This is a genomic window from Candidatus Pristimantibacillus lignocellulolyticus (assembly GCA_023639215.1).
Classification (GTDB): Bacteria; Bacillota; Bacilli; order Paenibacillales; family Paenibacillaceae; genus Pristimantibacillus; species Pristimantibacillus lignocellulolyticus.
On sequence record CP097899.1, the window covers coordinates 1,010,180 to 1,031,976 of the forward strand.

The following is a 21,797-nucleotide window of genomic DNA, read 5'->3' on the forward strand; positions in this document are numbered from 1 at the left end:
TCCTGCCAATTATAATGCATATTATCAGCAATCGAAACGTTTCGATTTCTAATTTATAATGATATTCAGGGAGGTTTTTTACACATGTCGAACGAGAATCAACAGTTTCCTGACCAAACTAACAATAAAGTTAATGTAAAAGAACTTATTGAACAAATGACACTAGATGAAAAGATTGCCCAGCTTATTCAGTTGGCTGTCCCCTTCTATGAAGGTGCGGTAGGTGAAGGTCTAATTACCGGGCCAATAGATTCACTTGGCATTACAGAAGAAACCGTTCACAATTCCGGTTCTGTACTTGGAATGGCAGGTGCGCAGGATGTTATTAACGTGCAACGCACTCATCTAAGCCATAACCGACTTGGAATTCCGCTTCTTATGATGGCGGATATCGTACATGGCTTTAAGACGATTTTCCCTGTACCACTAGCAATTGGTTGCTCATGGGATATGGAACTTGCAGAGAAAAGTGCTGAGATAGCAGCGAAGGAAGCAGCGGTATCTGGCGTTCATGTGACTTATGCTCCAATGGTCGATCTAGTCCGCGATCCAAGATGGGGACGTGTAGTAGAAGCAACTGGTGAAGATCCTTACTTAAACGCTCAGTTTTCACGAGCATTCGTAAGAGGCTTCCAAAGCGATGATCTTGCGAACAACTTTGATAGAGTTGCTGCCTGCGTGAAGCACTTTGCTGCTTATGGTGCTGCCGAAGCTGGACGTGACTATAATACCGTTGATTTATCTGATCGACAAATGCGCGAGTTCTACTTGCCCGCATACAAAGCAGCGCTAGATGAAGGCTGCGAAATGGTTATGACATCTTTCAATACAGTGGATGGAATTCCTGCGACTGGAAATTCGAAGCTGATGCGTAAGCTACTTCGCGAGGAATGGGGATTTGACGGCATCTTAATCTCCGATTGGGGAGCGGTCAAAGAATTAATTGCCCACGGCATCGCTGCTGATGAATCAGAAGCGGCTCTTAAATCGATTAAAGCAGGTGTCGATATTGAGATGATGACTTCTTGTTACGTTAATCATTTGTCAGCGTTAGTAGAAAGCAACCAAGTAGATGTTGCATTAATAGACGAAGCTGTTCTACGTATTTTGAATTTGAAACAAAAACTTGGATTATTTGAAAATCCATATCGTGCCGCTGATCCAGTACGCGAGCAAGAGGTTGTATATTGCGAGGATCATTTGAAAGTCGCTCGTAACTTGGCGGTGAAGTCCTGTGTTCTATTGAAAAACGAAGGAATATTACCACTTACATCTGATCGAAAAATCGCACTAATCGGACCTTTTGCTAATAGCGGTGATGTGCTTGGACCTTGGTCTTGGACAGGTTCTAAGGACGATGCTATTACACTTGCAGAAGGAATCAAGACGAAGCTAAGCGGCAATGTAACGCTATCTATTGCTGAAGGTTGTGGAATCGAAACAGCAACTGAGCAACAGTGGCAAGATGCGCTCACAGCAGCTCATGATGCCGATACGATTGTGTTAGCGCTCGGTGAGCATTCAGATATGAATGGTGAGGCAGCAAGCAGATCCAACATTCAGTTGCCTAAGGTGCAACTTGAACTTATTCAGAAGTTGAAGTCTCTTGGCAAACCGATGGTCGTTGTTCTATTCAATGGTCGTCCGCTAGATCTACATGGTGTATACGAAGAAGTTGATGCTATTTTGGAGGCATGGTATCCAGGCTCACAAGCAGGTCATGCTGTTGCTGACTTGTTGTTCGGAGACGAAAATCCGAGTGGCAGATTAACAATGTCCTTCCCTTATAGCGTTGGTCAAGTACCTGTCTATTACAATGCATACAATACAGGACGTCCTCAAGGTGCTCCAGATGCCCAAGTTCGTTATGTATCACAGTTTTTAGATATTCCAAACGAGCCATTACTTCCTTTCGGCTTCGGTCTAAGTTATTCCGAGTTTGAATATAGCGAAGCACAACTATCTGCTACTACAATGACTGAGTCAGAGCCTATTAAACTTTCGATTACAGTAAGTAATACAGGAAGCGTTACTGGTATTGAAACTGTTCAGCTATATGTGAGAGATATGTCAGGAGAAGTCGTACGTCCGGTTAAAGAATTGAAAGATTTCCGTAAAGTTGAGCTTCAGCCAGGTAAGAGAGAAGAAGTTGAATTTATCATTACGGAGCAACAGCTTAGATATTATCATTCTGATCTTACTCATGAAAGCGATGCAGGTGCTTTCGTAGCATTCATCGGTCCAAGCAGTAGTGTTAATACAGAACTTAAGTTCAACTTAGTAAAATAGGTAATGTGTAGTTCAAAAAGCGGACTTTGATAACGATGTGTTTGCTAACGTAGATTAGTCGACATCGAATATGAAGCGAACTTGGGAAGTACGGTTCGCGTGTACGTAATCATGTACACTTGCGCTTCCGCCTTCCTCAAGTAGCGTTCCATCTTCTCGGTTCTGAAAGCCCTCTTTTTGAACCTCTATCGAAAGTTTCGTGCATTTGACCGCTGGTGTACGCTCACCGTACACGTTACTAGGTTTCGTTCCATTGCTTGTGGTCACTGTGTTTGCTAACGTTGACTATACTAACCAAGATAATTATGAAAAGAAAATAAGGAAGTCCGGTACTATTGTACCGGACTTCCTTAAGTTTGCTCTACTCTTTCACTGCACCTATGACAATACCTTTAACAAAGAACCGCTGTAGAAACGGATAAATGATTAGAATTGGTAATGCTGATATAAAGATTTGAGATGCGCGCAGTGTACGTTGCGACATGTTAGCAATGACTGCTTGATCAAATCCTGTAGTACTACCTTGGACAATTAGTGTTTGCATAAAGCTAGCAAGCGGAAGGTTTTCTACTCCCTTCATATAGATCAAACCATCGAAATAGGCATTCCAATGTCCTACCATCGTGAATAAACCGATTGTTGCAAGTGCAGGCAGAGAAAGAGGTAGATAGATCGCAATAAAGGTTCTGAAATGTCCTGCACCATCTATAAAGGTAGCTTCCTCTAATTCTTTCGGTACAGCACGGAAGAAATTGAGAAGTAATATAACATTATAGACTGCAACAAGCCCAGGTAGAATTAATGCTAGCAGATTATTAAGTAAACCAAGCTTTTGAATAAGAATATAGCCTGGAACCAGTCCAGCATTAAACAACATTGTAATTACAAAATACCAAAGGTATACATTTCTACCGCGAAATACACGATTGTCTTTCGATAAAGCATAGGCAGCAACAGCGTTCACTGCTAAAGCTAACGCTGTTCCAAGCACCGTACGCTTAATGGATACCCCAAGCGATGTAAGGAAATTTTCATTAGCAAATGTTTTTTCGTACGCTTCAATCGTAAAGTCTATGGGCCAAAATGTTACGAGCCCTGCATTAGCGGCTGAAGTATCACTGAAAGATACCATTAGCAAATGATATAACGGCAACATACAGCCTATTGAAATAGTAATTAGAAATATATAGTTGAACACTGTAAATATGCGATAAGGCAACGTTTTATGATACACGAGCATTCATCCTTTCATGTTAGCTTATTACATCCATTCGAGTTAGAAGATTCGATATCCAGCATATCGATAAGCAAGACGATATGAGACGATAATTAACACTAAGCTAATTAACGATTTGAATAAGCTGACAGCCGTTGCAAAGCTAAATTGACCGCTTAGTAAACCTTCTCGATAGACGAATGTATCAATAATGTCACCTTGTTGGTAGATCATCGGACTGTATAAGTTAAATACTTGGTCAAAGTTTGCATTCAGTACGTTACCAAGTGCCAACGTCGCAACAACGATAAGTATTGGAATTAGTGACGGAATCGTAATATACATCGTTTGTTTCAGGCGACTTGCGCCGTCAACTTCAGCTGCTTCATATTGAGCTGGATTAATTCCAGAAAGTGCAGCAAGGAAAATAATCGTATTGAAACCAAATTCTTTCCAAACATCACTGAAAATAATGGTAAGCCTAAACCATGTGCCATCACCTAAGAAAAATATCGGTTTTATACCAAATATGTTCGTTATAAACGAATTGATAATGCCCGTTTGCGCTAACAAATCGATCAATATACCTCCAAGAGTAACCCACGATAGAAAGTGTGGTAGGTAGACAAGTGTCTGTACCGATCTCTTGATTCCCATATTTCGAACTTCGTTGAGAAGTAAAGCAAAGCCAAATGGAATGATTAGATTCAGAACAATTTTGGAACATGCGAACAATACTGTATTCCATGTAATTTTTATAAAGTAATCATTTTCAAACATATATCGGAAATGCTTCAGTCCGACGAACGGAGAACCTGTGATTCCTAATGCCGCCTTATAGTCCTGAAAAGCCATAGCAATACCTGACATTGGTAAATAAGAAAAAACAAAAGCAACCAGTACCGCTGGTAGCACCATAAAATGCAGTACCCATGGCACTCGATATCCTCTACGCTTAACAGCTATTCTGTTTACTTTCATGTTGGGATCGGTTGTAGTCATTCGGTTCATAGTTTTCTCCCTTTCTATAAAATTTAATTTGTATATAAGGCTTAGCCCTGTTATATATAATATCAACAAGCAAGTTTAACAAACTATAAGACATTATTAGGATTGATAGTGTTTTGTTATGTACTTATCGGGGGGATGACCATTGAGATCAGGCAGAGACATAAACATATTTAAGAAAATCTTTGGTTCTAATATGAGTTTGTTTGCGAAGACGAATGCACTTATTATCATTTTATTTATTCCTGTCATTATCTTGTTTACCTATTCTAATGGGATATCATCAAATGCCATTGTAAAGGAACTTAAAGCTTCAAACATTAAACAGCTTTCCTTTCTCTCTAGTCAGATCGAATCACGAATAAGTCAAACAATGGATTTTATGACAACGTTTTCACGTGATCCTAACGTTCGTAAATTTAATGGTATTAACTTATGGGATGATCGTTATGATCGAATGCAGACGAGATATGCGATTCAAGAAAAGATGGTGTTGCAATCAGGAGTTATGAATATATGGCCGGTAGAATTCACTGTCTATTCAGAATTGAACAAAGAAGGAATTTCTAATACAAGTACGATGGTAAACTACGATGAAGAGTACTTAAAAAGAAATATTACAGGTAGGTGGATCTACGGAGACGGTCAAGAGCTAGATAAAAATGTTAAAAAAGCTTTTCATTTGTTTTATAGCGATTCTTTTGGTGAAAATGATGCGCTTGACAAGAGTAATCTCGTTATCAAATCTAGCTTTTACCCTGAGAATATTCAAAATATTTTAGACACCTATAAAGAAGGTGGACAAGGAGATCCAATCTTCTATGTTAAAGGAGAAGCACCGATTCTTAACCGTAGTGCTGATCCCGAACTAATTAATAAGCTTGTCCAGTTTCTAGATAAACAAACTTTGGAAAGTTCTATGCAAGAAGTTGTTGTATTGGATAAGCAGTCATACTTGATCAGTGCTGTGGAGTCTTCATCACTCGGCTGGCTTCTAGTAGATATTGTACCGCTTGATCAAATATTAGGACCGATATCATTTAGCCGAAATTTGTTCTACTTTGCGATGGGGTTGATCTTGATTGTTGGTATATCTTTGTCTGTTCTACTCTATCGAAATATTCAGAGTCCAATTCGCAAACTTATTCATGGGCTGCAACGTGTACAACGCGGAGATTTTTCTGTGCGGATCAGTTCTAACGTCAATAACGAATTTGCTTTCCTATTTTATCGTTTCAATGATATGTCACAACAAATTCAAGAGCTAATCGACAATGTATTGGACGAGAAGTTAAGAGCTAGAGAAGCGACCTTAAAACAACTGCAAGCACAAATTAATCCTCACTTCTTATACAACTGTATTGGGTATATGATTAATATGGCTCAATTAAAGGATGAAGAAGCCGTCGTTTCCATGGGACATAATTTAAGTGCTTATTATCGGTATATGACACGTTTGGAACGTCCAACAGCATCTTTGCATGAGGAAGTTCAACTTATTATTAATTATTTAGATATTCAGAAGCTGCGTAATGGCAGAATTCATTATCATATTGATATTCCAGAGGAAATGCTCAGGGGGCAGATCCCTCGTCTGATGCTTCAGCCGATCGTAGAGAATGCAGTTATTCACGGGGTTGGTAAAACATATTCTTCAGGTGAAATTCGCATAAAAGGTGTAATGTCAGAAGGCTATTGCAAGCTTTATGTAGATGACGATGGGCCCGGTATGACAGAAGAGCAATATATGCAACTCAATCGATCCATGAAACAACCGTTACAGGATAAGACCGGATATGGCTTCTGGAATACCAATCAAAGGCTTATCCATCAATTTGGCGAAAGCTCACAACTACTATTCTCAAAATCAGATATTGGGGGATTTAGGACGGAAATGACTTGGGAACTTCCTCCTATCGTTGATCAACCTCAACAATCCTACCAAAAAGGAGAACAATAACATGCAAATGATCATCGTCGATGACGAAGCTCACTGGGTAGACAACTTATCTATGAATAAACCATGGCATACACTAGGCATTGAAGTCGTTCATAAAGCTTACTCTGCACAAGAGGCATTACAAATTATCGATACTTATCCAATAGATATCGTTATTTCAGACGTCCTGATGCCTGAGATGACAGGACTAGAGCTTATCGAGAAAATAAGAGCGCGCGACAATAAGATTAAATGCATTATTTTATCGGGATATTCCGATTTTGAATATACGAAAGTAGCATTGCAAAATCAAGCAGTAGATTATTTACTGAAACCACCAACCGACAATGACTTGCTTGGAGCAGTGAAATCTGCGATAGATCAGCTTCATATAGAATGGGGAAACGTAAACTCCTATGAACGGATGGAAAAAATACTGAGAGAAAACCTTCCACGTTTACAAGGTCAATGTTTGCAAAGTGCATTGCGTGGAGAGCGAATTTCTAACGAAGAATGGGAACGAAAGCTAGAAAGCTATAACTTGCCCTTCCGCTTCGATAACAGCATACTAATGCTTGTCCGCATGGAAGAAGAGTTCGGACAGTATCGTAATAACGGGCAACATCTATTAGAGTACGCTATTTTTAATATTGCAGAAGAAATATTGTCCGAATTTGCAAATGTATGGGGAGTAAAAGAAGAACATGGATATCTAGCGATATTGATTCAATTTAAGATTGAATATCAACACGATGGGAAAGAAATAAATATAGAAAAATTAGCAATGCAACTTCAATCAAAGGTAAAACAGTTTTTAAAAGGTTCTCTGTCTATCGTCATGACAGATCCCTTCCTATTCCCTGAACAATTATCAGATAAATATACTCATGCACTAGCTTACTTTAGACAAATTGTCGGTGATGAAAAAGATTTTGTAATGCGGGCAAGTGACTTACATCAACATACATCTAGTGGTGTTCTAGACGTCATCCATGCTCCTCCCTTGTTGAAAAACTTATTAGAAGCGGGACGCTGGGAGTCAGCAGAGGATAAATTAAAACAAGTATTTTCTGAGTTAGATGCAAAATGGGCAGATTCCTGGGAGCATTGTCTAGAAGCTGGCTATATTATCGCTTCGTCCTTTACCCATTATTGTCATCGTAATGGTCATACGCTAGAAGGATTATTGGGTAAAGATTTTGAACTTTTGCAATCTGGAGAAATATTCAACTCGATCAGTAAGCTTCGCAACTGGTCTTTCGACTCACTAAGTAAATTACAAGAGAAAGCATCCGACGATGTTAAAGATATTCGCTCTATCTACGTCAAAAAAACGCAAAAGTTTGTTGAGATGAACTTACATCATGATGTTTCGCTACGAGCACTAGCTGATCATGTAAATCTCCATCCAACTCATCTTTCTAAGTTGTATAAATACGAAACTGGAGAAGGCGTAAGTGAGTTCGTATCTAGACTGCGAATGGAGACTGCATGCCACAAGTTGAAGACAACAGATAAAAAAGTATATGAGATTAGTGCAGAGATAGGATATTTGGATCCAGCCTATTTTATCAAAGTATTTAAGCGACAATTTGGCAAAACACCGCAAGAATTTAGAGAAGAACATTAACAACATAACAAAATCCTATGAAAACTGAAAAAATCATATAGATGACCTCCTAGCACAATTGTTACAGTTACACTAGAAATCATCTTATTCAACAGGGGGATATTCGAAATGAAAAAACTACAGAAACTATGGTTGCCACTTATTGCGCTAATGCTAATTGTATCAGCTTGTGGTAAAACTACTGAGCCAGGTAATACGGCTACACCGAGTAACAACAATTCAGGAGTAACAGATTCAGCTACAAAATCAGAAGCTGATCTTGCTTTCGAAAAAGGTAAATACGATCCACCGATTGAAATTAGTACGATCATTATGCCAATTGAATACACTAAAGGTGAAACAAAAGATAATAATGTTCATGACCGTTGGATGTTAGAGACTTTAGGTATGAAACATAAAGATACATGGTACCCAGCTGGTTCCGATCAGTATAAGCAACAACTTCAACTTGCACTTACTTCAGGTGAAAAACTACCTGATTTCGTACAGGTACCTACTGATTCCGTACTAACAGATCAGCTTATTGATTCTGGACAGTTCATGCCAATCGATGAATTATTCGAGAAATATGCCAATGATACTTGGAAGGGTCATGCCGAGCAGAATCCTGAGTTATGGTATCCGTTTACAAAGGACGGTAAAAAGTGGAACCTTCCGATTTTGGAATATACAGACAACGATGATACACTTCTATGGCTTCGTGAAGATTGGATGACTAAACTAAACCTTCAAGAACCAAAAACAATCGCAGATTTAGAAATCATTATGGATAAATTCAAAAATGAAAATCCTGATGGATTAGCTGCAAAAGATGTATACCCACTTGCTATCTCATTGAAAAACAATACAAATACTTGGATGGGCGGACTTGACTGGTTATTCGGTGCATACGGCTCTGTACAAGAACAATGGAATAAAACTGCAGATGGAAACCTGGAGTACGGTTCTGTAAATCCGGGCGTTAAGCAAGCTCTAGCTAAATTACAAGAGTGGATGGAAAAAGGTTATATTCACCCCGATGCTGCACTATGGGATGAAGGTAAATCTGCTGAGATTTGGACAAAAGGAAATGCTGGTATCTTGCCAGGTGCAAACTGGGTACCTGACTGGCCGGCTGGTGATTTAATTAATAACGTACCAGGTTCAGTATACAAAGCTTACCCTGTACCTGCAGGTCCAGATGGTTTAATCGGGACGAAATGGCAAAATTCAGGCGTTAATAGTAGCTTTATGATTAACAAAGATGCAAAACATCCAGAAGCTATCATTCTATATTACAACTATCTACTTGATAACCTAGCTGATCCAGCTGTTGGTAGTCCTTATGAGCATGGTTTTGCTCAAGGTTATGATTGGGATATCGTAGATGGCGAACCTACTAAAGATAAAGAAAAAATTCCAGATTTCTTTGACAAGTTCCCATTCATTACAGGTCCTGCACGTATTCCAAACCTGTATATGTCTTCATTAGTTAAACTAGCAAACGGTGAACCGGCTGAAACGCCTTATGAGAAGCAACAAGCTCAATTCCGTAAACCTGAAAACTGGTATGCTGCTAAAGTTGTAATGTCACAAATAGACATTCGTAAACAAAACTACTTTACAGGTGCTGCAACTCCAACAATGATTGAGAAATGGAATCTGTTACGTCAATCTGAGTTAGAGACTTTCAACAAAATTATTTATGGTAAATTGCCTGTCGATGCCTTTGATGAGTTCGTTGCAAAATGGATGGAAAATGGCGGAGAGCAAGTTACGAAAGAAGTTAATGAATGGTTCCAATCTGTATCACAATAATAAAAAAAGACTTCGCATTGAATGTACAACTAAATAACTAATAGCATTAAAAAACAACCGCAATCATTACCTTCTAGGTACTGATTGCGGTTGTTTTAATATTTTATACTATAACTTTTCTTCCACCAATTCGATTTACATTGTGTTGTATGGATACATCCGAATTTGCCTTACCCGCAGGAACTGCACGCTCTTTACCCCAATTTCTAATCGATTCAATCTGCTCTGGACTAGTTTGAGATAACGGAACCACATTAGCAAAGAGATTAATAAATGTATCTTCCGTGATAGACTCATCACCCTTTACATAAGCTTGCTTGACTACATCTCTTACAGCAGCCTCAATATCCGCCCCTGCAAATCCTTCAGACAACTTGACTAACTGTTGTAATAATTCAGCTGATAATTCTTGCTTCAATCCACGCTTCACATAGATTTTAATAATTTCTTCGCGTTCTTCCGCAGTAGGCAAATCTAAGAAAAATAATTCATCAAATCGTCCACGTCTTAACAATTCAGGAGGTAATTTCGAAACGTCATTAGCAGTTGCAACAACAAAAACACGAGCCATACTCTCTTGAAGCCAATATAAAAATTGTCCAACTAAGCGGGTTGAAGTTCCACCATCACCACCGCCAATTGCGCCAGCCAAACCTTTCTCAATCTCATCAATCCATAATACACATGGTGAAACGTGATCCGCCGTTGACAATGCTTCTTTAAGTCTACTTTCACTTTGTCCCAAATACTGACCATGTATCGTCGATAAATCTAAACGGTAAAGCGGCAATTGCCATAATGACGCTATCGCTTTAGCCGAGAGTGATTTCCCGCAACCAGGTACCCCCACAAGTAAAAGTCCACGTGGTGGACGAATTCCACGCTCGCGAAGATCGGCAGTAAGAAGTTTTTGATTAGCTTCTAACCATAATTTTAAGCCATCTAGCCCACCAATCTGATAATCCTCTTTCACAATCACACGTTCAATACCAGATATATCTGAAAAAATCCGATCCTTAGCATACATAAGATCTTTCAAATTATCTTTGCGAATAGTTCCATTTGCAAGAAGGGTAGCAATTACATTTTCTGCTTCAATCTGACTTATTCCCGCTAATATTGCAGCAGCTTGACGTTCTTCTGCATCGCCCCATTCAATATACATTTCACTCCGATATGGTGAAATCTGCTCTTTAATTATTGCTAGCATCTCATCTTCATTTGGCTGAGACAATGTTAGTGACATACCTAATCGTTGCAGGGAACTCCATATAGGGTTATTGGTAATGACGACTATTGATCCCCCTGTTTCGGTGCATAGCATTACGATATCCTGCAATTGTCTAGACATTCGTGTATCGTCTTCAATTTCTTGTACTTCAGTAAATACATACGTTTGATTTTGTAATTGACCTATTTTTTGTGTTGCAAAGTCTAATCCCCCGATTACTGAACGATCTTCATTAAGTAATCTATTAGTGCTTATATCTCTCATACCTTGAGACAGCGTATGATAACCAATTCCTAAATTTAATTTATGTGATAATTGAGCAATTAAAGCTAATGCTCTAGAACGCTCTGATGTACGAATCGAAATAAAAGGAATTCTAGCCTTTAAATATTGCTCCATCGTTTGCAAACAAGATTGAAAGTCTCCCATTAGAACAACACCCTTCTGCCTGGTTTAAAGTTAGGAGTTTGAGAGGACGAATCATTTTGATTCGCTAGTTCTTTATCTCCTACTAATGATGAATCTGTTAATTTATTATGCTTTACAATGGATGAAAAATATCCCGTTCGATCCTCTTTCGCACTAGCAATTAAAGATTGTTGAGAATCATCTACGTATTTATTTACAACTTCTAGTAGCGTCTTCGATACATCCTGTGGAAATACAGACAATGCACCTATTCTCTTTACACCATTAAATTTATTTTTCGCATTCATAATTGCAGCGACTGTATAATGTTCTTCACCATTAGCGTTATTTAACTCTGTATGGAAAGCCTGGGTAATCTGCTTTAGCTTGTACTCTATCACCTTAAAAGTCTCATTAATTATTTTTTCAGCAACACCAGGTGTCCATTCCAGTGTGCCCTTTTCTAATACTTCGACAATACGATAAAATTCTTCACGTTCATCCTTTAACAAATCATAATATTCCATCCAATCTGAATAATGTTTAGGAGGAATCATATAAATTTCTTTCCTTTTCGTCTAACTAAAATAGCTGGAGGATTAAGATCCCATGCAGGAAAATTTTGTGCTAATGATTCGTTTATCAATTGTTGTTGTATGGTTTCTATCTTTTGCTCTAGTTCCTTCTCTCTTTGAGCTATCTGCTCACTGCTAACCGTACCAATAATCGGTCTTACTCTGTTCATTACTTTTCCTCCTAAAAACTATAGTACCTTTCGATTTAAATCGTATGTAGAATATATATAATGTTCCGGAGAAACGTTCTCTAGTAAATGCTCAACATATTCAGAGTTAGCATCTTCTTTGCTATATTCACGGCGATAGTCAACAACATCACTTAAAACAGCAAGTAAAATTGTTTTGTGATTATCGAACATACTAGAATATAATGCATGGATAGCATTCTTTTGTTTATTTAAGTCATGTATATTTGCAAAGAACACTAAAATAAACAATGCGGCAAAGATAAATAAAAAGGGCATAGAAATTGCAAATATCGCTAATCCAATACCCGCGCTAAGTAAGAACCATGGACCAAATCCAAGCTTAATATTACGAAGTGCATGATCTTTCTCTGAGTCAATATGACTTTTCAATTGCTGTTCTAGTTCTTCTTCATTACTACCATCTCTTGTCGTACCTGTCCATTTATCGATTTGAATAGCAACATCTAATGGAACTTGGCTTCTATTTTCAGCTGTAAGATCTTGATGTGCATGATTAATCCACTCTTTTGATAAGGCAATAGCTAACTTTTGAGTTGCAATAGATGCATTTGACTTTTCAGGATACATCGCAAAATTTGTTAATAATTGAGTGAAGTTAACACGTTCATTAAACAATTTTTCTTGATCAAATAAATGTTGTGCCTTATTCTTATCACCGTCTTGATTAACAATTAACTCAGATAGGCGCTCTTCTTTCTTTAATGGTTGCTCTTCTTCATCGTATTCACTAACTAATCCTTCTAATAATGCATCAACTGCAGATACTAAACTAACAGATGGATTCACTTCTTTACTAAAAATAGCATTGAAATAATCAAAAATAATATTATGTAATTTTGCACCTTCCATACTAGCTTTCAATGCCGACCATGTAGGGCTATATTGAGCTAAATGCTGATACTCGTTACTATGTAATCCTTGCTGCTTAGCACGTAAAGCGGTTATCCACTGATCTCGCTGTTCCTCAACAAATCCAGCTTTCTGTGATAGTTCTTCTATCCATTTCTGAATAATAGTTCCGCATTTCGCACGAGCATCTACACCAAATACTCCATTAGAGAATGCATCAATCAACACAACAATTTCTCTCTTTAATTCATTGGGATCTTGTTGACTCAAATATCTTTCTAGCCATAATTTCCCAGATAAATACCTGCCACCTCTACGAGCAACCAATGCGAAAAATAGAGAAGCTTTTTCATCATCTCTTCTTAAGGCTTCTAACACTGATTTCTCAGCCAATGCTTTATTGTCATTAATCCATGCAGACAATGCTATTAAACATGGCGCTAGCCAATAAGATGGTGCAGCTATTAATTGCTCCTCAGAGGCGCTCTCAATTGTTTCTTTTCTAACTAAACTAATATCTACTGCTTGCAGTATACCAAGTGCTCTACGACGTACCTCATCATAATGACCATATTTTTTTTCTATTTCTTGTCTTACTTTTACTAGTCTTGTTTCTGCTAACTGTACATTTTTCTGTAATTGATCTTGTCTTACATATTCCCTAAATTCTTGGGCTAATTGTCGAATACTATCCTGTGTAGCATCAATCCTAGTATTCGCTTGTTCAACTTCGTTATATACAACTTCAATGTTGTGATTGATATTGCTTATTGAGTTCTCTATATTTAATAGATTAGCATTAGCTATAGATTGAGTTGTTGACAACGCAACATCTATCTTTTGATCGATACTACTTAGTGATTTTTCTATCCTTGACAGATTAGCAGTAGATATCGCTTGATTTGCCATCGCAGTTTACCCCTTTACCATTGAAGTTTGTCCATCCTTTGTGACAGCGCAAATATAAGAAGTAAACACTTCAACAAACACATAATTAGGATTCATAGCTAATACTCTAGCTTTTTCCATTCCATTAGGTAGAACACTTCCTAACTTGTAATGCTCTACAATTTGTAGTTGTGTATCTAGCGTATGTACTTCATATGGCTTTCCTAGATAACATTTACTCACGATTCCTATAGGTAGCTGATGCTCTAGTAGTTCGGGAAATTGATTTTTTAGCTCCTCAATCATTTTCTCTATATCTTCCTTACGACAATGAACACCTGTTGCATCCAACTTTGTGACCGTATCTACATATGATGTAGATCGTTTTTGCCGAAGTAACTTTTCTACCATAAGTGGCTGAAGCTCAACTGTTGTTTTTGTATTACGGTTGATTTGAAAATCTACATGCACATTATGATTTGTACCAATAATTGGTCTTCTCATCGCAATTCCCCTCCTCAACTATATGGTTACTAAACCTTTTCAACACTATATTTACTATTTTCGACATATATACATATTACCCTCTATAATATCAAATTTTTATCATTTTTATCATATATTAATTATTGTTATATGATAAATTAAAGTCACTATTAGTCTGAATACATCCTTGCGGCCGCATAAATTTAAACTAGCGTTTTTTAATAAACATATACAAAAAAAGACAAGCCAGATGGCTCGTCTTAGACTGTAACTATGCAAGTAGATGAAAAGTTATAATTTATTCACTATAACTTTTCAATTGGTCGAACAATTCTTTAGTTAACAATGGATCCTTTTCATTATAGAAGATATACACATCGTCTAACTTAATTCTGATATATGGAGGATTGTTTTTGAAGATGTATAGTCTTGTCTTCCCTATTTCTTTCAACTTGAAATGTCCACGCGCATAGTCAGATGTTGCCTCTCCATTCGACTTCATGCCTGAGGGAACTTCATTAACTAATGTAATTTCTTCAATGTCAGTGAGGTTAAAATCAAAGGAATACATCGGATAATCTATCTCAATCTTGTGATCTGCTGTAACCGTTAAGACTGGCGATGTCAACTCAGATCGAATTAACATAAATGATACTCCTACAATGAGTACTGCTGTTAAACCGACAGTTCCCCACATCGAAAACTTTCCAACTACAGTCCCTGTATTGATCGTCTCTCCTATGCCAATACGCTTCGGCACAAGTATACTTCTATCATTAGGATTGTGGTAGGTGAAACCATTTGCCCAATATTCATCATCGTCCGTGTAAATGACTTTCCCGTCTTGTGCTAACACTTCTTGCTCTAGAGCACCAATATTGCGATATGTATAATAAATAAGTCCGATTGGAACGACAGTAAACAACAATAGAATTATAAGCCATACGCCAGTCATGTCTTCGTTATCATTCAGTAACCATAAATATATGAAAATAACATGAATGTTCTCTACGATAGCCATAGACAACCATAAGTAAGATATCGATCTACGTCTTGCTTGATTAAGCGCTACATTCACTTCACTATTCTCACTATATACTTTCCCTTTACTTCCACGCATTAAGAGCGAGATGATCAAGAAAAGACTTGTAATTATTAAGCCTACAAAGGCAACGCCGATAAATTCAATATCTTCTGCGATAGCCCATAACATCGTTCCAATCGCCATTGCGAATGGAATAGTGAATAACCACAACGAAGCTGATTGCTGATTTTTCAAATGTGCTACACGCAAATCGCTTTGAATGACTCGCTTCATACCAACAAACCAATCATGTTCACGTTTCAGTGCTAATGTATCACGGAAAGCTCGACGAAACGGAATAACCATCACGAAGAAAAACACGGTTATCCATACGAAAAAATAAATAAATTGATAGGACATTAAGTAATGGAGTAATACAAATGGAATATAACATACAGCCATCCATAAGCTAGCTTTCTTAAACTGTTTGTTAAATCGAGCTCGGATGCTTTGTATTTCCTCATGCTCCATCGCATGAGATGGTAAAGTGATTGCAAATAGCATCCCATTTTTATAAGTAGCCTGAGGCTTATAGGTTACTACTAACGCAATGTAACAAATGATCGCTGTGACTGAAAAAATCACAGTTAACATAGAAATCACCTCTTTCGAATTATGAAGGCTGGTAAGTCATCGTGGCGAATATCTTAGAACATAATGCATTAAAGCGAGATTGATCCATCCCTTGTATTGTCGCTTGTGCAATAATTAATTGCATTTGTTCCTCTAACTGTACAGAGAGATTGTCAATATCATTTACTTTTGGACTCACTTTAGCACCATGTCGTCGATCAATGACAATATAGCCTTCTTGTTTCAATAGTGAGTAGGCTTTATTAACTGTCATCGTATTAATACCTAGGTCTCCCGCCAGCTGACGTACAGTTGGTAATTTTTCCTGACCTTCTAGATCACCGGTAGCAATTCCAATCACAATTTGATTACGCAGTTGCTCGTATAGTGGTGTTTCGCTATCTAATTGCAATGAAATAACAATCATATTACCTCTCTCATAAATATTTTCATTAGTTAAGTATTATTCATAATAATACAAATAATACTTAAAATTAGCAAGTGCTAATACTCCATTTCTAATTCCATGACCTTCGGTTACATTTGACCATATTTTCATATCGTGATAAAATTCGTTTAATCTATCAAACTATGTTTTTCAGTAATTATGATAGATTAAAACATAACTTCATATTGGAAAGCGTTGAATGCTGTGGATAAAACTATAGCAGAAGCTGCTTCTGGAGAGACTGCATACGATGCAGCGCCGAAGGATTCACTATCTCAGGCAAAAGGACAGAAGAGTAACATATATATGTTATTTTTGAACTTTTGGAGATTGAATTTATTCAATCTCTTTTTTGTTGCTCTTTGAAGTAACATTTTAATGATATTTCGACAACGGAGAAATCAACATCGGAGGAATCAAGTATGACCAATCAACAACTAAAACGCGATCTCAAAAGTCGCCATGTCCAGCTTATTGCGATTGGTGGCACGATAGGCACTGGTTTATTTCTCGGGGCAGGTAAATCGATACAATTAGCAGGACCATCAATTATCTTTTCCTTTTTACTAATCGGAATTACCTTATTTTTTGTAATGCGTGCTTTAGGAGAATTATTGTTATCCGATTCTGGATACACATCTTTTAATGAGTTTGCCTCTGAATATATCGGACCTTGGGCTGGCTTTGTTACTGGCTGGACCTATTGGTTTTGTTGGATTATGACCGCTATGGCTGATATTATTGCTGTCGGTGTATATATGCAATATTGGTTTGATATACCACAATGGATACCTGCACTATTATGCCTTGTTATATTGTTATTTTTAAATCTATTAACTGTTAAATTATTTGGTGAGCTTGAGTTTTGGTTCTCTATCATTAAAGTTATTACGATTATTGGTTTAATTGTAGTCGGAATAATACTAATCATCGTAGGCTTTAATACAAATTATGGACCAGTCTCCCTTATGAATCTGACGCAGTACGGCGGAATGTTTCCAAATGGTATGACGGGTTTCCTATTATCATTACAGCTAGTTGTTTTCTCATTTGTAGGGATCGAATTAGTTGGCGTAACTGCAGCAGAAACCGAAAATCCACAAAAAAATATTCCTTCTGCTATTAATAAAATTCCAATTCGTATTCTACTCTTTTATGTAGGTGCCATCATAGTAATTATGTCTATTACTCCTTGGATGCAGTTCAGTGCTGCAAGTAGCCCATTCGTTGAAGTATTTGCACTTGTCGGTATTCCAGCAGCTGCCGGAATTATTAACTTTGTTGTACTCACTTCAGCCGCTTCAGCAGGTAACAGTGGATTATTTTCAACTAGTCGTAGTCTATATACGTTAAGTAAAAACAAAGATGCCCCCGCAAAACTTGCTAAGCTTAATAAAAAGTCTGTACCTAGTCGTGCACTAATCGTCTCTACCATCGTAGTTTCTATAGGTGCGTTATTAAGTAAGCTAGTACCTGAGCAGGCGTTTACAATTGTAACAACAATAAGTGCTATTTGCTTTATATGGGTATGGAGCATCATCATAATTTCGCATATTCGTTATGTAAAAAAACGTCCGGATTTACGAGAAAAATCTACGTTCAGAGCTCCTTTAACGCCGTTTATTAACTATTTAATTCTAGCAATTTTTGTGGGAATTCTACTGGTAATGCTTTGGGCAGAAGCTACTCGTGTAGCGCTACTCTTGACCCCTATCTGGTTTATCCTATTATTAATTTTCTATCGATATATGAAGAAGACAAACACAAAGTAATTTCAGTGATCTGTAGAAAATCAAATTCATCCTTACAAAAAAGGTGTAGTCCACGTGACTACATCTTTTTCATTTGACACTTCGTATACATAAGTATACAATTCTTATATAAACCACGTATACAAACGTATACACGAAAAGAGGTCTTACTATGAGAGACGGAAAATTTAAGGAACATCGTAAAGAGGGACATCATCGGGGTGGTCATCACAGAGGGCATGAACGTTCTGAGCATCGCGGGGCGAAAACTTTTCGTAGAGGAAAAGCACTTACTTTTTTGGAGATGATGAATGTTAAGCGCGCAACTATCTTGCAACAGCTAGCCAAACCAGAATTTGAATCAATTAATCCAATTTTAGTCGGTGAATTAAAAGCTATTGATCTATTAATCAACGAATTTACTCAATTATTTGAGATTCATGAAGATGAAACAACAGACATAACTGCTGTGAACAATGAAGAAACAAAAACTTCGATTTTGAATAATGAGTATGCCGAAAAAGAAACTGGCGACGAAGAAACAAAGTAATGGCTACATTGAAGTACTATTTCTTTTAACCCAAATAAGCCAGGCGAACCTTAACGGATTCCCCGGCCTCTTTGGGTTCCTTTTGCTATAATCTGTGATTCTAGCAAACTGCCGCATGACTCACGAACAGTTAATTCAGATTCCAACAGAACAGAGCTAGCCATTGCTTGCTTATTGATAATATCGAATAGCATATGAGCGGCAAGCTTGCCTAATCTTTCTTTATTTTGGCGTACCGTTGTAATCGTAGGGGTTGTATATTGACAGACAGAGATATCATCACAGCCAACAATAGCGACATCTTCCGGAATACGAAGCCCGTTCTTTTGCAAAGCTCTAATAGCGCCAATTGCAAGTAAATCAGAAGCTGCAAATATGGCTCGTGGCAAGCTTCCTGATTGAATCATCGTTTCCATTGCTCGGAATCCACTATCTTCGAAGAAATCTTCCCCATTGTCAAACCACTCTTCTTTCAGAGGCAGACCAAAGCCTTTTATCGCATCAATATAGCCCATTTTTCTTGAATTTGATATTTCAGAATAGTCAGAACCGATAAAGCCTAACTCTCGATAACCCATTAAGTAAAAATGCTCAACGACTTTCGATGAAGCTTTATAATTATCACTCATAATGTAGCCAGAATGTTGACCTTCCAGCACTAAATCTACCCCAATGCAAGGAATATTGCTTTGATCAAGCTCATAAATAGCTGCCTCCACCTCTTGACCTGCAATAACGATACAACCATCAACTTGGAAATGTTTACAACGTGCTACATAATCACCTTCTGCATGAAACTTAACATTAGAGAAGAATAAAAGGTCATACCCTAATATACCCATCTGTTTCTTGAAGGAGTTAAGAACTTCAACAAAAAAGGGATGGGTAAAATCAATATTCAACTCGCCCGCGAACACTACTCCAATTAAATTCGATTTTTTAGTTGCTAAAGTTTTAGCAGAATTAGATGGGGCGTAACCTGTTTGTTTCATAATTTCGAGAACTTTTTCTTTAGTCTTTTGAGAAACATCATCGTAATTATTAATAATTTTGGAGACAGTCGATATAGAGACACCGGCCATCTCAGCGATTGTCTTAATATTAATTAGTTATCCCTCCTCAAATCTAAGCTAAACTGACCTAAAGTTTCGGAAAACGCTATTTTGTTAAAGTTTATAGTTGTTCGAATTGCAAGTCAACAGTTAAATTCGAGTGATCTAAATCATCATTTCACACTGATTTAACACAAAATAAAGGTATAAATGACTAAAAAACGGCTATTTCCAAACGATAAGGTATGGTTAATAATGGAATTACGAAACCACTTTCGACACATCATGTGAATGAAATACAGTACGAAAGTTTTCGATAATATTATTCAGGGGGAATAAAAATGACTAGAAAATTGGCAGGCTTATTAGCTTTATGTATGCTTATGGCCTTATTGGCAGCTTGTGGCGGCAACGGAGCCAACAAACCAACGAATGGAGGAAATACTCCTTCAACGACTGCTCCGGCAAAAGATAAGGAGCAACCAAGTGGTGAGAAGAAAGTAATTAAGATGCTTGGATGGAAACAATCGACGAACAATACAGTTATCGAATCAATTAATAAGAAATTCGAAGAGAAATATCCTGAATACAAAGTCGAGTATGTAACGACAGCACCGGATGATGAATATAAGCAAGCATATAAAACACGTGTTCCTGCCGGTGAAGTGGACATTTTCGCTGACCTGAGCGCAATGAGACTTTCACCAAGTGATTGGACGCCAGGTGCAAAAGTTCCAGATTGGCAACAATTTATCGATAACGGTCTAATTCAAGACTTGTCCGATCAAGCATTCATCAAAAATTACAACGAGGCAGACATTAAGGACGGCGGTACGTATCAAGATAAAGTATATGCGATCCCTGCCGGTAAAGTAGCAATGGGCGGATTGTTCTATAACAAAGATATTTTCGCTAAATATGATCTAAAAGTACCTACGACTTGGTCAGAATTTATTAATGTTAACGAAGTATTGTTACAGAACAACGTTACACCAATTGCAATGGCTGGTAAAGATAAATGGCCTGTAAAATTAGCAGCGATGAATCTTCAAGCACAGCTACTAGCTGACGGTAACCAATCCGAGTTTATTGAAGGTCTTTGGAAAGGAACTTCCAAATTCAATGACCCTGATGCTATTGAAGTGTTAGAAAAAATGAAAACTATTCAAGATAAGTATACAATTAACGGCTTCATGGGTATCGACTACGGTACATTGACATCGTACTTCACAGGAGAAAAAGTAGCGATGATGGTAAACGGTGTATGGGAGGCGGGTGCTGTTCAAGCAGCTAAGCCAGACATGAACTTTGGTTACTTCCCACTTCCTGCTACTGATGATCCTGCAAGAATCAAACTGATCGGTAAATACGACATGACTTGGTATGTAACGAACAATGGTGGAAATACAGAAGGTGCAATTAAATGGTTAGAGTTCTTCTCTCAACCTGAGATTTACCAAGAGTTTGTTCAAGCTACAGGCTTCCTACCAGTTCAACCGAACATCGCTACAACAGAATTCCTTGATGCTGAAGTACAGCCTTATATGAACAATTTTGAAGTTGCATATGAAATCAAAATGATTAACCGTGATAACATTGGTCAGCATCTAGAAGCAGAAGGCATTCATACTGAATACCTTGCTCCAGGTGGAGAATTTAAAACAGCGAAAGAATTAGCTGACGTGCAACAGAAAGAGTGGGAAGCTGCAGCTCCTAAGTAATGAATAATTAGAATATAAGATGTAATGAATATTCAGTTTTTATGTTGCGGGACCTGAAGCTAATATTCAGGTCCCGTACATGTAACAGCA

General features: G+C 37.6%; 17 protein-coding genes and 1 riboswitch. Of the genes, 7 read left to right on the top strand and 10 right to left on the bottom strand.

Features of this window, described 5'->3' with window-relative positions; genetic code table 11:
* The first annotated feature begins 156 nt into the window (after nt 1-156).
* Nucleotides 157-2,289 (top strand): beta-glucosidase BglX, encoded by a 2,133-nt coding sequence (gene bglX / locus NAG76_04060; GenBank protein URN96758.1) that lies wholly within the window; start codon nt 157-159, stop codon nt 2,287-2,289.
* 361 nt (nt 2,290-2,650) lie between these two features.
* Here the strand turns inward: bglX and NAG76_04065 are convergent, their stop codons facing one another.
* On the bottom strand, nt 2,651-3,523 hold the full coding sequence (locus NAG76_04065) for a carbohydrate ABC transporter permease (protein ID URN95444.1): 873 nt from the start codon (nt 3,521-3,523) through the stop codon (nt 2,651-2,653).
* Between the two features lie 42 nt (nt 3,524-3,565).
* Nucleotides 3,566-4,486 (bottom strand): ABC transporter permease subunit, encoded by a 921-nt coding sequence (locus tag NAG76_04070; GenBank protein ID URN96759.1) that lies wholly within the window; start codon nt 4,484-4,486, stop codon nt 3,566-3,568.
* Between the two features lie 172 nt (nt 4,487-4,658).
* Here NAG76_04070 and NAG76_04075 point away from each other — a divergent pair, with 172 nt between their 5' ends.
* The 3 genes from NAG76_04075 to NAG76_04085 all read left to right on the top strand — a co-directional run bounded on the left by NAG76_04075 (nt 4,659) and on the right by NAG76_04085 (nt 9,879).
* Entirely contained in the window at nt 4,659-6,473 is a 1,815-nt protein-coding gene (locus tag NAG76_04075) for a histidine kinase (GenBank protein ID URN95445.1), read from the top strand.
* 1 nt (nt 6,474) lies between these two features.
* Nucleotides 6,475-8,082 carry a response regulator gene (locus NAG76_04080; GenBank protein ID URN95446.1) on the top strand — a complete coding sequence of 536 codons (1,608 nt, stop codon included), beginning with the start codon at nt 6,475-6,477 and terminating at the stop codon, nt 8,080-8,082.
* Between the two features lie 108 nt (nt 8,083-8,190).
* On the top strand, nt 8,191-9,879 hold the full coding sequence (locus NAG76_04085; GenBank protein URN95447.1) for an ABC transporter substrate-binding protein: 1,689 nt from the start codon (nt 8,191-8,193) through the stop codon (nt 9,877-9,879).
* A gap of 103 nt (nt 9,880-9,982) precedes the next feature.
* Here the strand turns inward: NAG76_04085 and NAG76_04090 are convergent, their stop codons facing one another.
* From NAG76_04090 to NAG76_04120, 7 genes are all read right to left on the bottom strand, one after another.
* Nucleotides 9,983-11,539 (bottom strand): AAA family ATPase, encoded by a 1,557-nt coding sequence (locus tag NAG76_04090; protein URN95448.1) that lies wholly within the window; start codon nt 11,537-11,539, stop codon nt 9,983-9,985.
* On the bottom strand, nt 11,539-12,075 hold the full coding sequence (locus NAG76_04095) for a hypothetical protein (protein ID URN95449.1): 537 nt from the start codon (nt 12,073-12,075) through the stop codon (nt 11,539-11,541). Before NAG76_04095 ends, NAG76_04090 begins: the two co-directional genes overlap by 1 nt.
* Entirely contained in the window at nt 12,072-12,263 is a 192-nt protein-coding gene (locus NAG76_04100; GenBank protein URN95450.1) for a hypothetical protein, read from the bottom strand. The genes NAG76_04095 and NAG76_04100 overlap by 4 nt, the downstream gene beginning before the upstream one ends.
* 18 nt (nt 12,264-12,281) lie before the next feature.
* A complete protein-coding gene (locus tag NAG76_04105) occupies nt 12,282-14,063 on the bottom strand; it encodes a hypothetical protein (GenBank protein ID URN95451.1) in 1,782 nt (593 codons plus the stop codon).
* Nucleotides 14,064-14,069: 6 nt separating this feature from the next.
* The gene (locus tag NAG76_04110) at nt 14,070-14,546 is read right to left on the bottom strand and encodes a hypothetical protein (protein ID URN95452.1); all 477 of its coding nucleotides are present in this window, start codon (nt 14,544-14,546) and stop codon (nt 14,070-14,072) included.
* Nucleotides 14,547-14,826: 280 nt separating this feature from the next.
* The gene (locus NAG76_04115; protein ID URN95453.1) at nt 14,827-16,206 is read right to left on the bottom strand and encodes a DUF5808 domain-containing protein; all 1,380 of its coding nucleotides are present in this window, start codon (nt 16,204-16,206) and stop codon (nt 14,827-14,829) included.
* Nucleotides 16,207-16,225: 19 nt separating this feature from the next.
* Nucleotides 16,226-16,612, bottom strand: coding sequence for a GntR family transcriptional regulator (locus NAG76_04120; GenBank protein URN95454.1), 387 nt, complete (start codon nt 16,610-16,612; stop codon nt 16,226-16,228).
* A gap of 243 nt (nt 16,613-16,855) precedes the next feature.
* A riboswitch (glycine riboswitch) is annotated at nt 16,856-16,934 on the top strand.
* 121 nt (nt 16,935-17,055) lie between these two features.
* Between NAG76_04120 and NAG76_04125 the strand changes: the two genes are divergently transcribed.
* Both NAG76_04125 and NAG76_04130 read left to right on the top strand, forming a co-directional pair.
* Complete coding sequence (locus NAG76_04125; protein URN95455.1) at nt 17,056-18,405, top strand: amino acid permease; 1,350 nt, start codon at nt 17,056-17,058, stop codon at nt 18,403-18,405.
* A 151-nt stretch (nt 18,406-18,556) separates the two neighbouring features.
* A complete protein-coding gene (locus NAG76_04130) occupies nt 18,557-18,934 on the top strand; it encodes a hypothetical protein (protein URN95456.1) in 378 nt (125 codons plus the stop codon).
* 50 nt (nt 18,935-18,984) lie between these two features.
* Here the strand turns inward: NAG76_04130 and NAG76_04135 are convergent, their stop codons facing one another.
* Nucleotides 18,985-20,040, bottom strand: coding sequence for a LacI family transcriptional regulator (locus NAG76_04135; GenBank protein ID URN96760.1), 1,056 nt, complete (start codon nt 20,038-20,040; stop codon nt 18,985-18,987).
* A 287-nt stretch (nt 20,041-20,327) separates the two neighbouring features.
* Between NAG76_04135 and NAG76_04140 the strand changes: the two genes are divergently transcribed.
* Nucleotides 20,328-21,707, top strand: coding sequence for an extracellular solute-binding protein (locus NAG76_04140; GenBank protein ID URN95457.1), 1,380 nt, complete (start codon nt 20,328-20,330; stop codon nt 21,705-21,707).
* The last annotated feature ends 90 nt before the right edge of the window (nt 21,708-21,797 follow it).

Excerpts from the sequence above, each read along its gene's own strand:
- bglX (URN96758.1), top strand. The coding sequence starts at position 157 with ATGACACTAGATGAAAAGATTGCCCAGCTTATTCAGTTGGCTGTCCCC.
- NAG76_04070 (URN96759.1), bottom strand. The coding sequence starts at position 4,486 with ATGAAAGTAAACAGAATAGCTGTTAAGCGTAGAGGATATCGAGTGCCA.
- NAG76_04080 (URN95446.1), top strand. The coding sequence starts at position 6,475 with ATGCAAATGATCATCGTCGATGACGAAGCTCACTGGGTAGACAACTTA.
- NAG76_04085 (URN95447.1), top strand. The coding sequence starts at position 8,191 with ATGAAAAAACTACAGAAACTATGGTTGCCACTTATTGCGCTAATGCTA.
- NAG76_04090 (URN95448.1), bottom strand. The coding sequence starts at position 11,539 with ATGGGAGACTTTCAATCTTGTTTGCAAACGATGGAGCAATATTTAAAG.
- NAG76_04095 (URN95449.1), bottom strand. The coding sequence starts at position 12,075 with ATGATTCCTCCTAAACATTATTCAGATTGGATGGAATATTATGATTTG.
- NAG76_04100 (URN95450.1), bottom strand. The coding sequence starts at position 12,263 with ATGAACAGAGTAAGACCGATTATTGGTACGGTTAGCAGTGAGCAGATA.
- NAG76_04105 (URN95451.1), bottom strand. The coding sequence starts at position 14,063 with ATGGCAAATCAAGCGATATCTACTGCTAATCTGTCAAGGATAGAAAAA.
- NAG76_04110 (URN95452.1), bottom strand. The coding sequence starts at position 14,546 with ATGAGAAGACCAATTATTGGTACAAATCATAATGTGCATGTAGATTTT.
- NAG76_04115 (URN95453.1), bottom strand. The coding sequence starts at position 16,206 with ATGTTAACTGTGATTTTTTCAGTCACAGCGATCATTTGTTACATTGCG.
- NAG76_04120 (URN95454.1), bottom strand. The coding sequence starts at position 16,612 with ATGATTGTTATTTCATTGCAATTAGATAGCGAAACACCACTATACGAG.
- NAG76_04125 (URN95455.1), top strand. The coding sequence starts at position 17,056 with ATGACCAATCAACAACTAAAACGCGATCTCAAAAGTCGCCATGTCCAG.
- NAG76_04130 (URN95456.1), top strand. The coding sequence starts at position 18,557 with ATGAGAGACGGAAAATTTAAGGAACATCGTAAAGAGGGACATCATCGG.
- NAG76_04140 (URN95457.1), top strand. The coding sequence starts at position 20,328 with ATGACTAGAAAATTGGCAGGCTTATTAGCTTTATGTATGCTTATGGCC.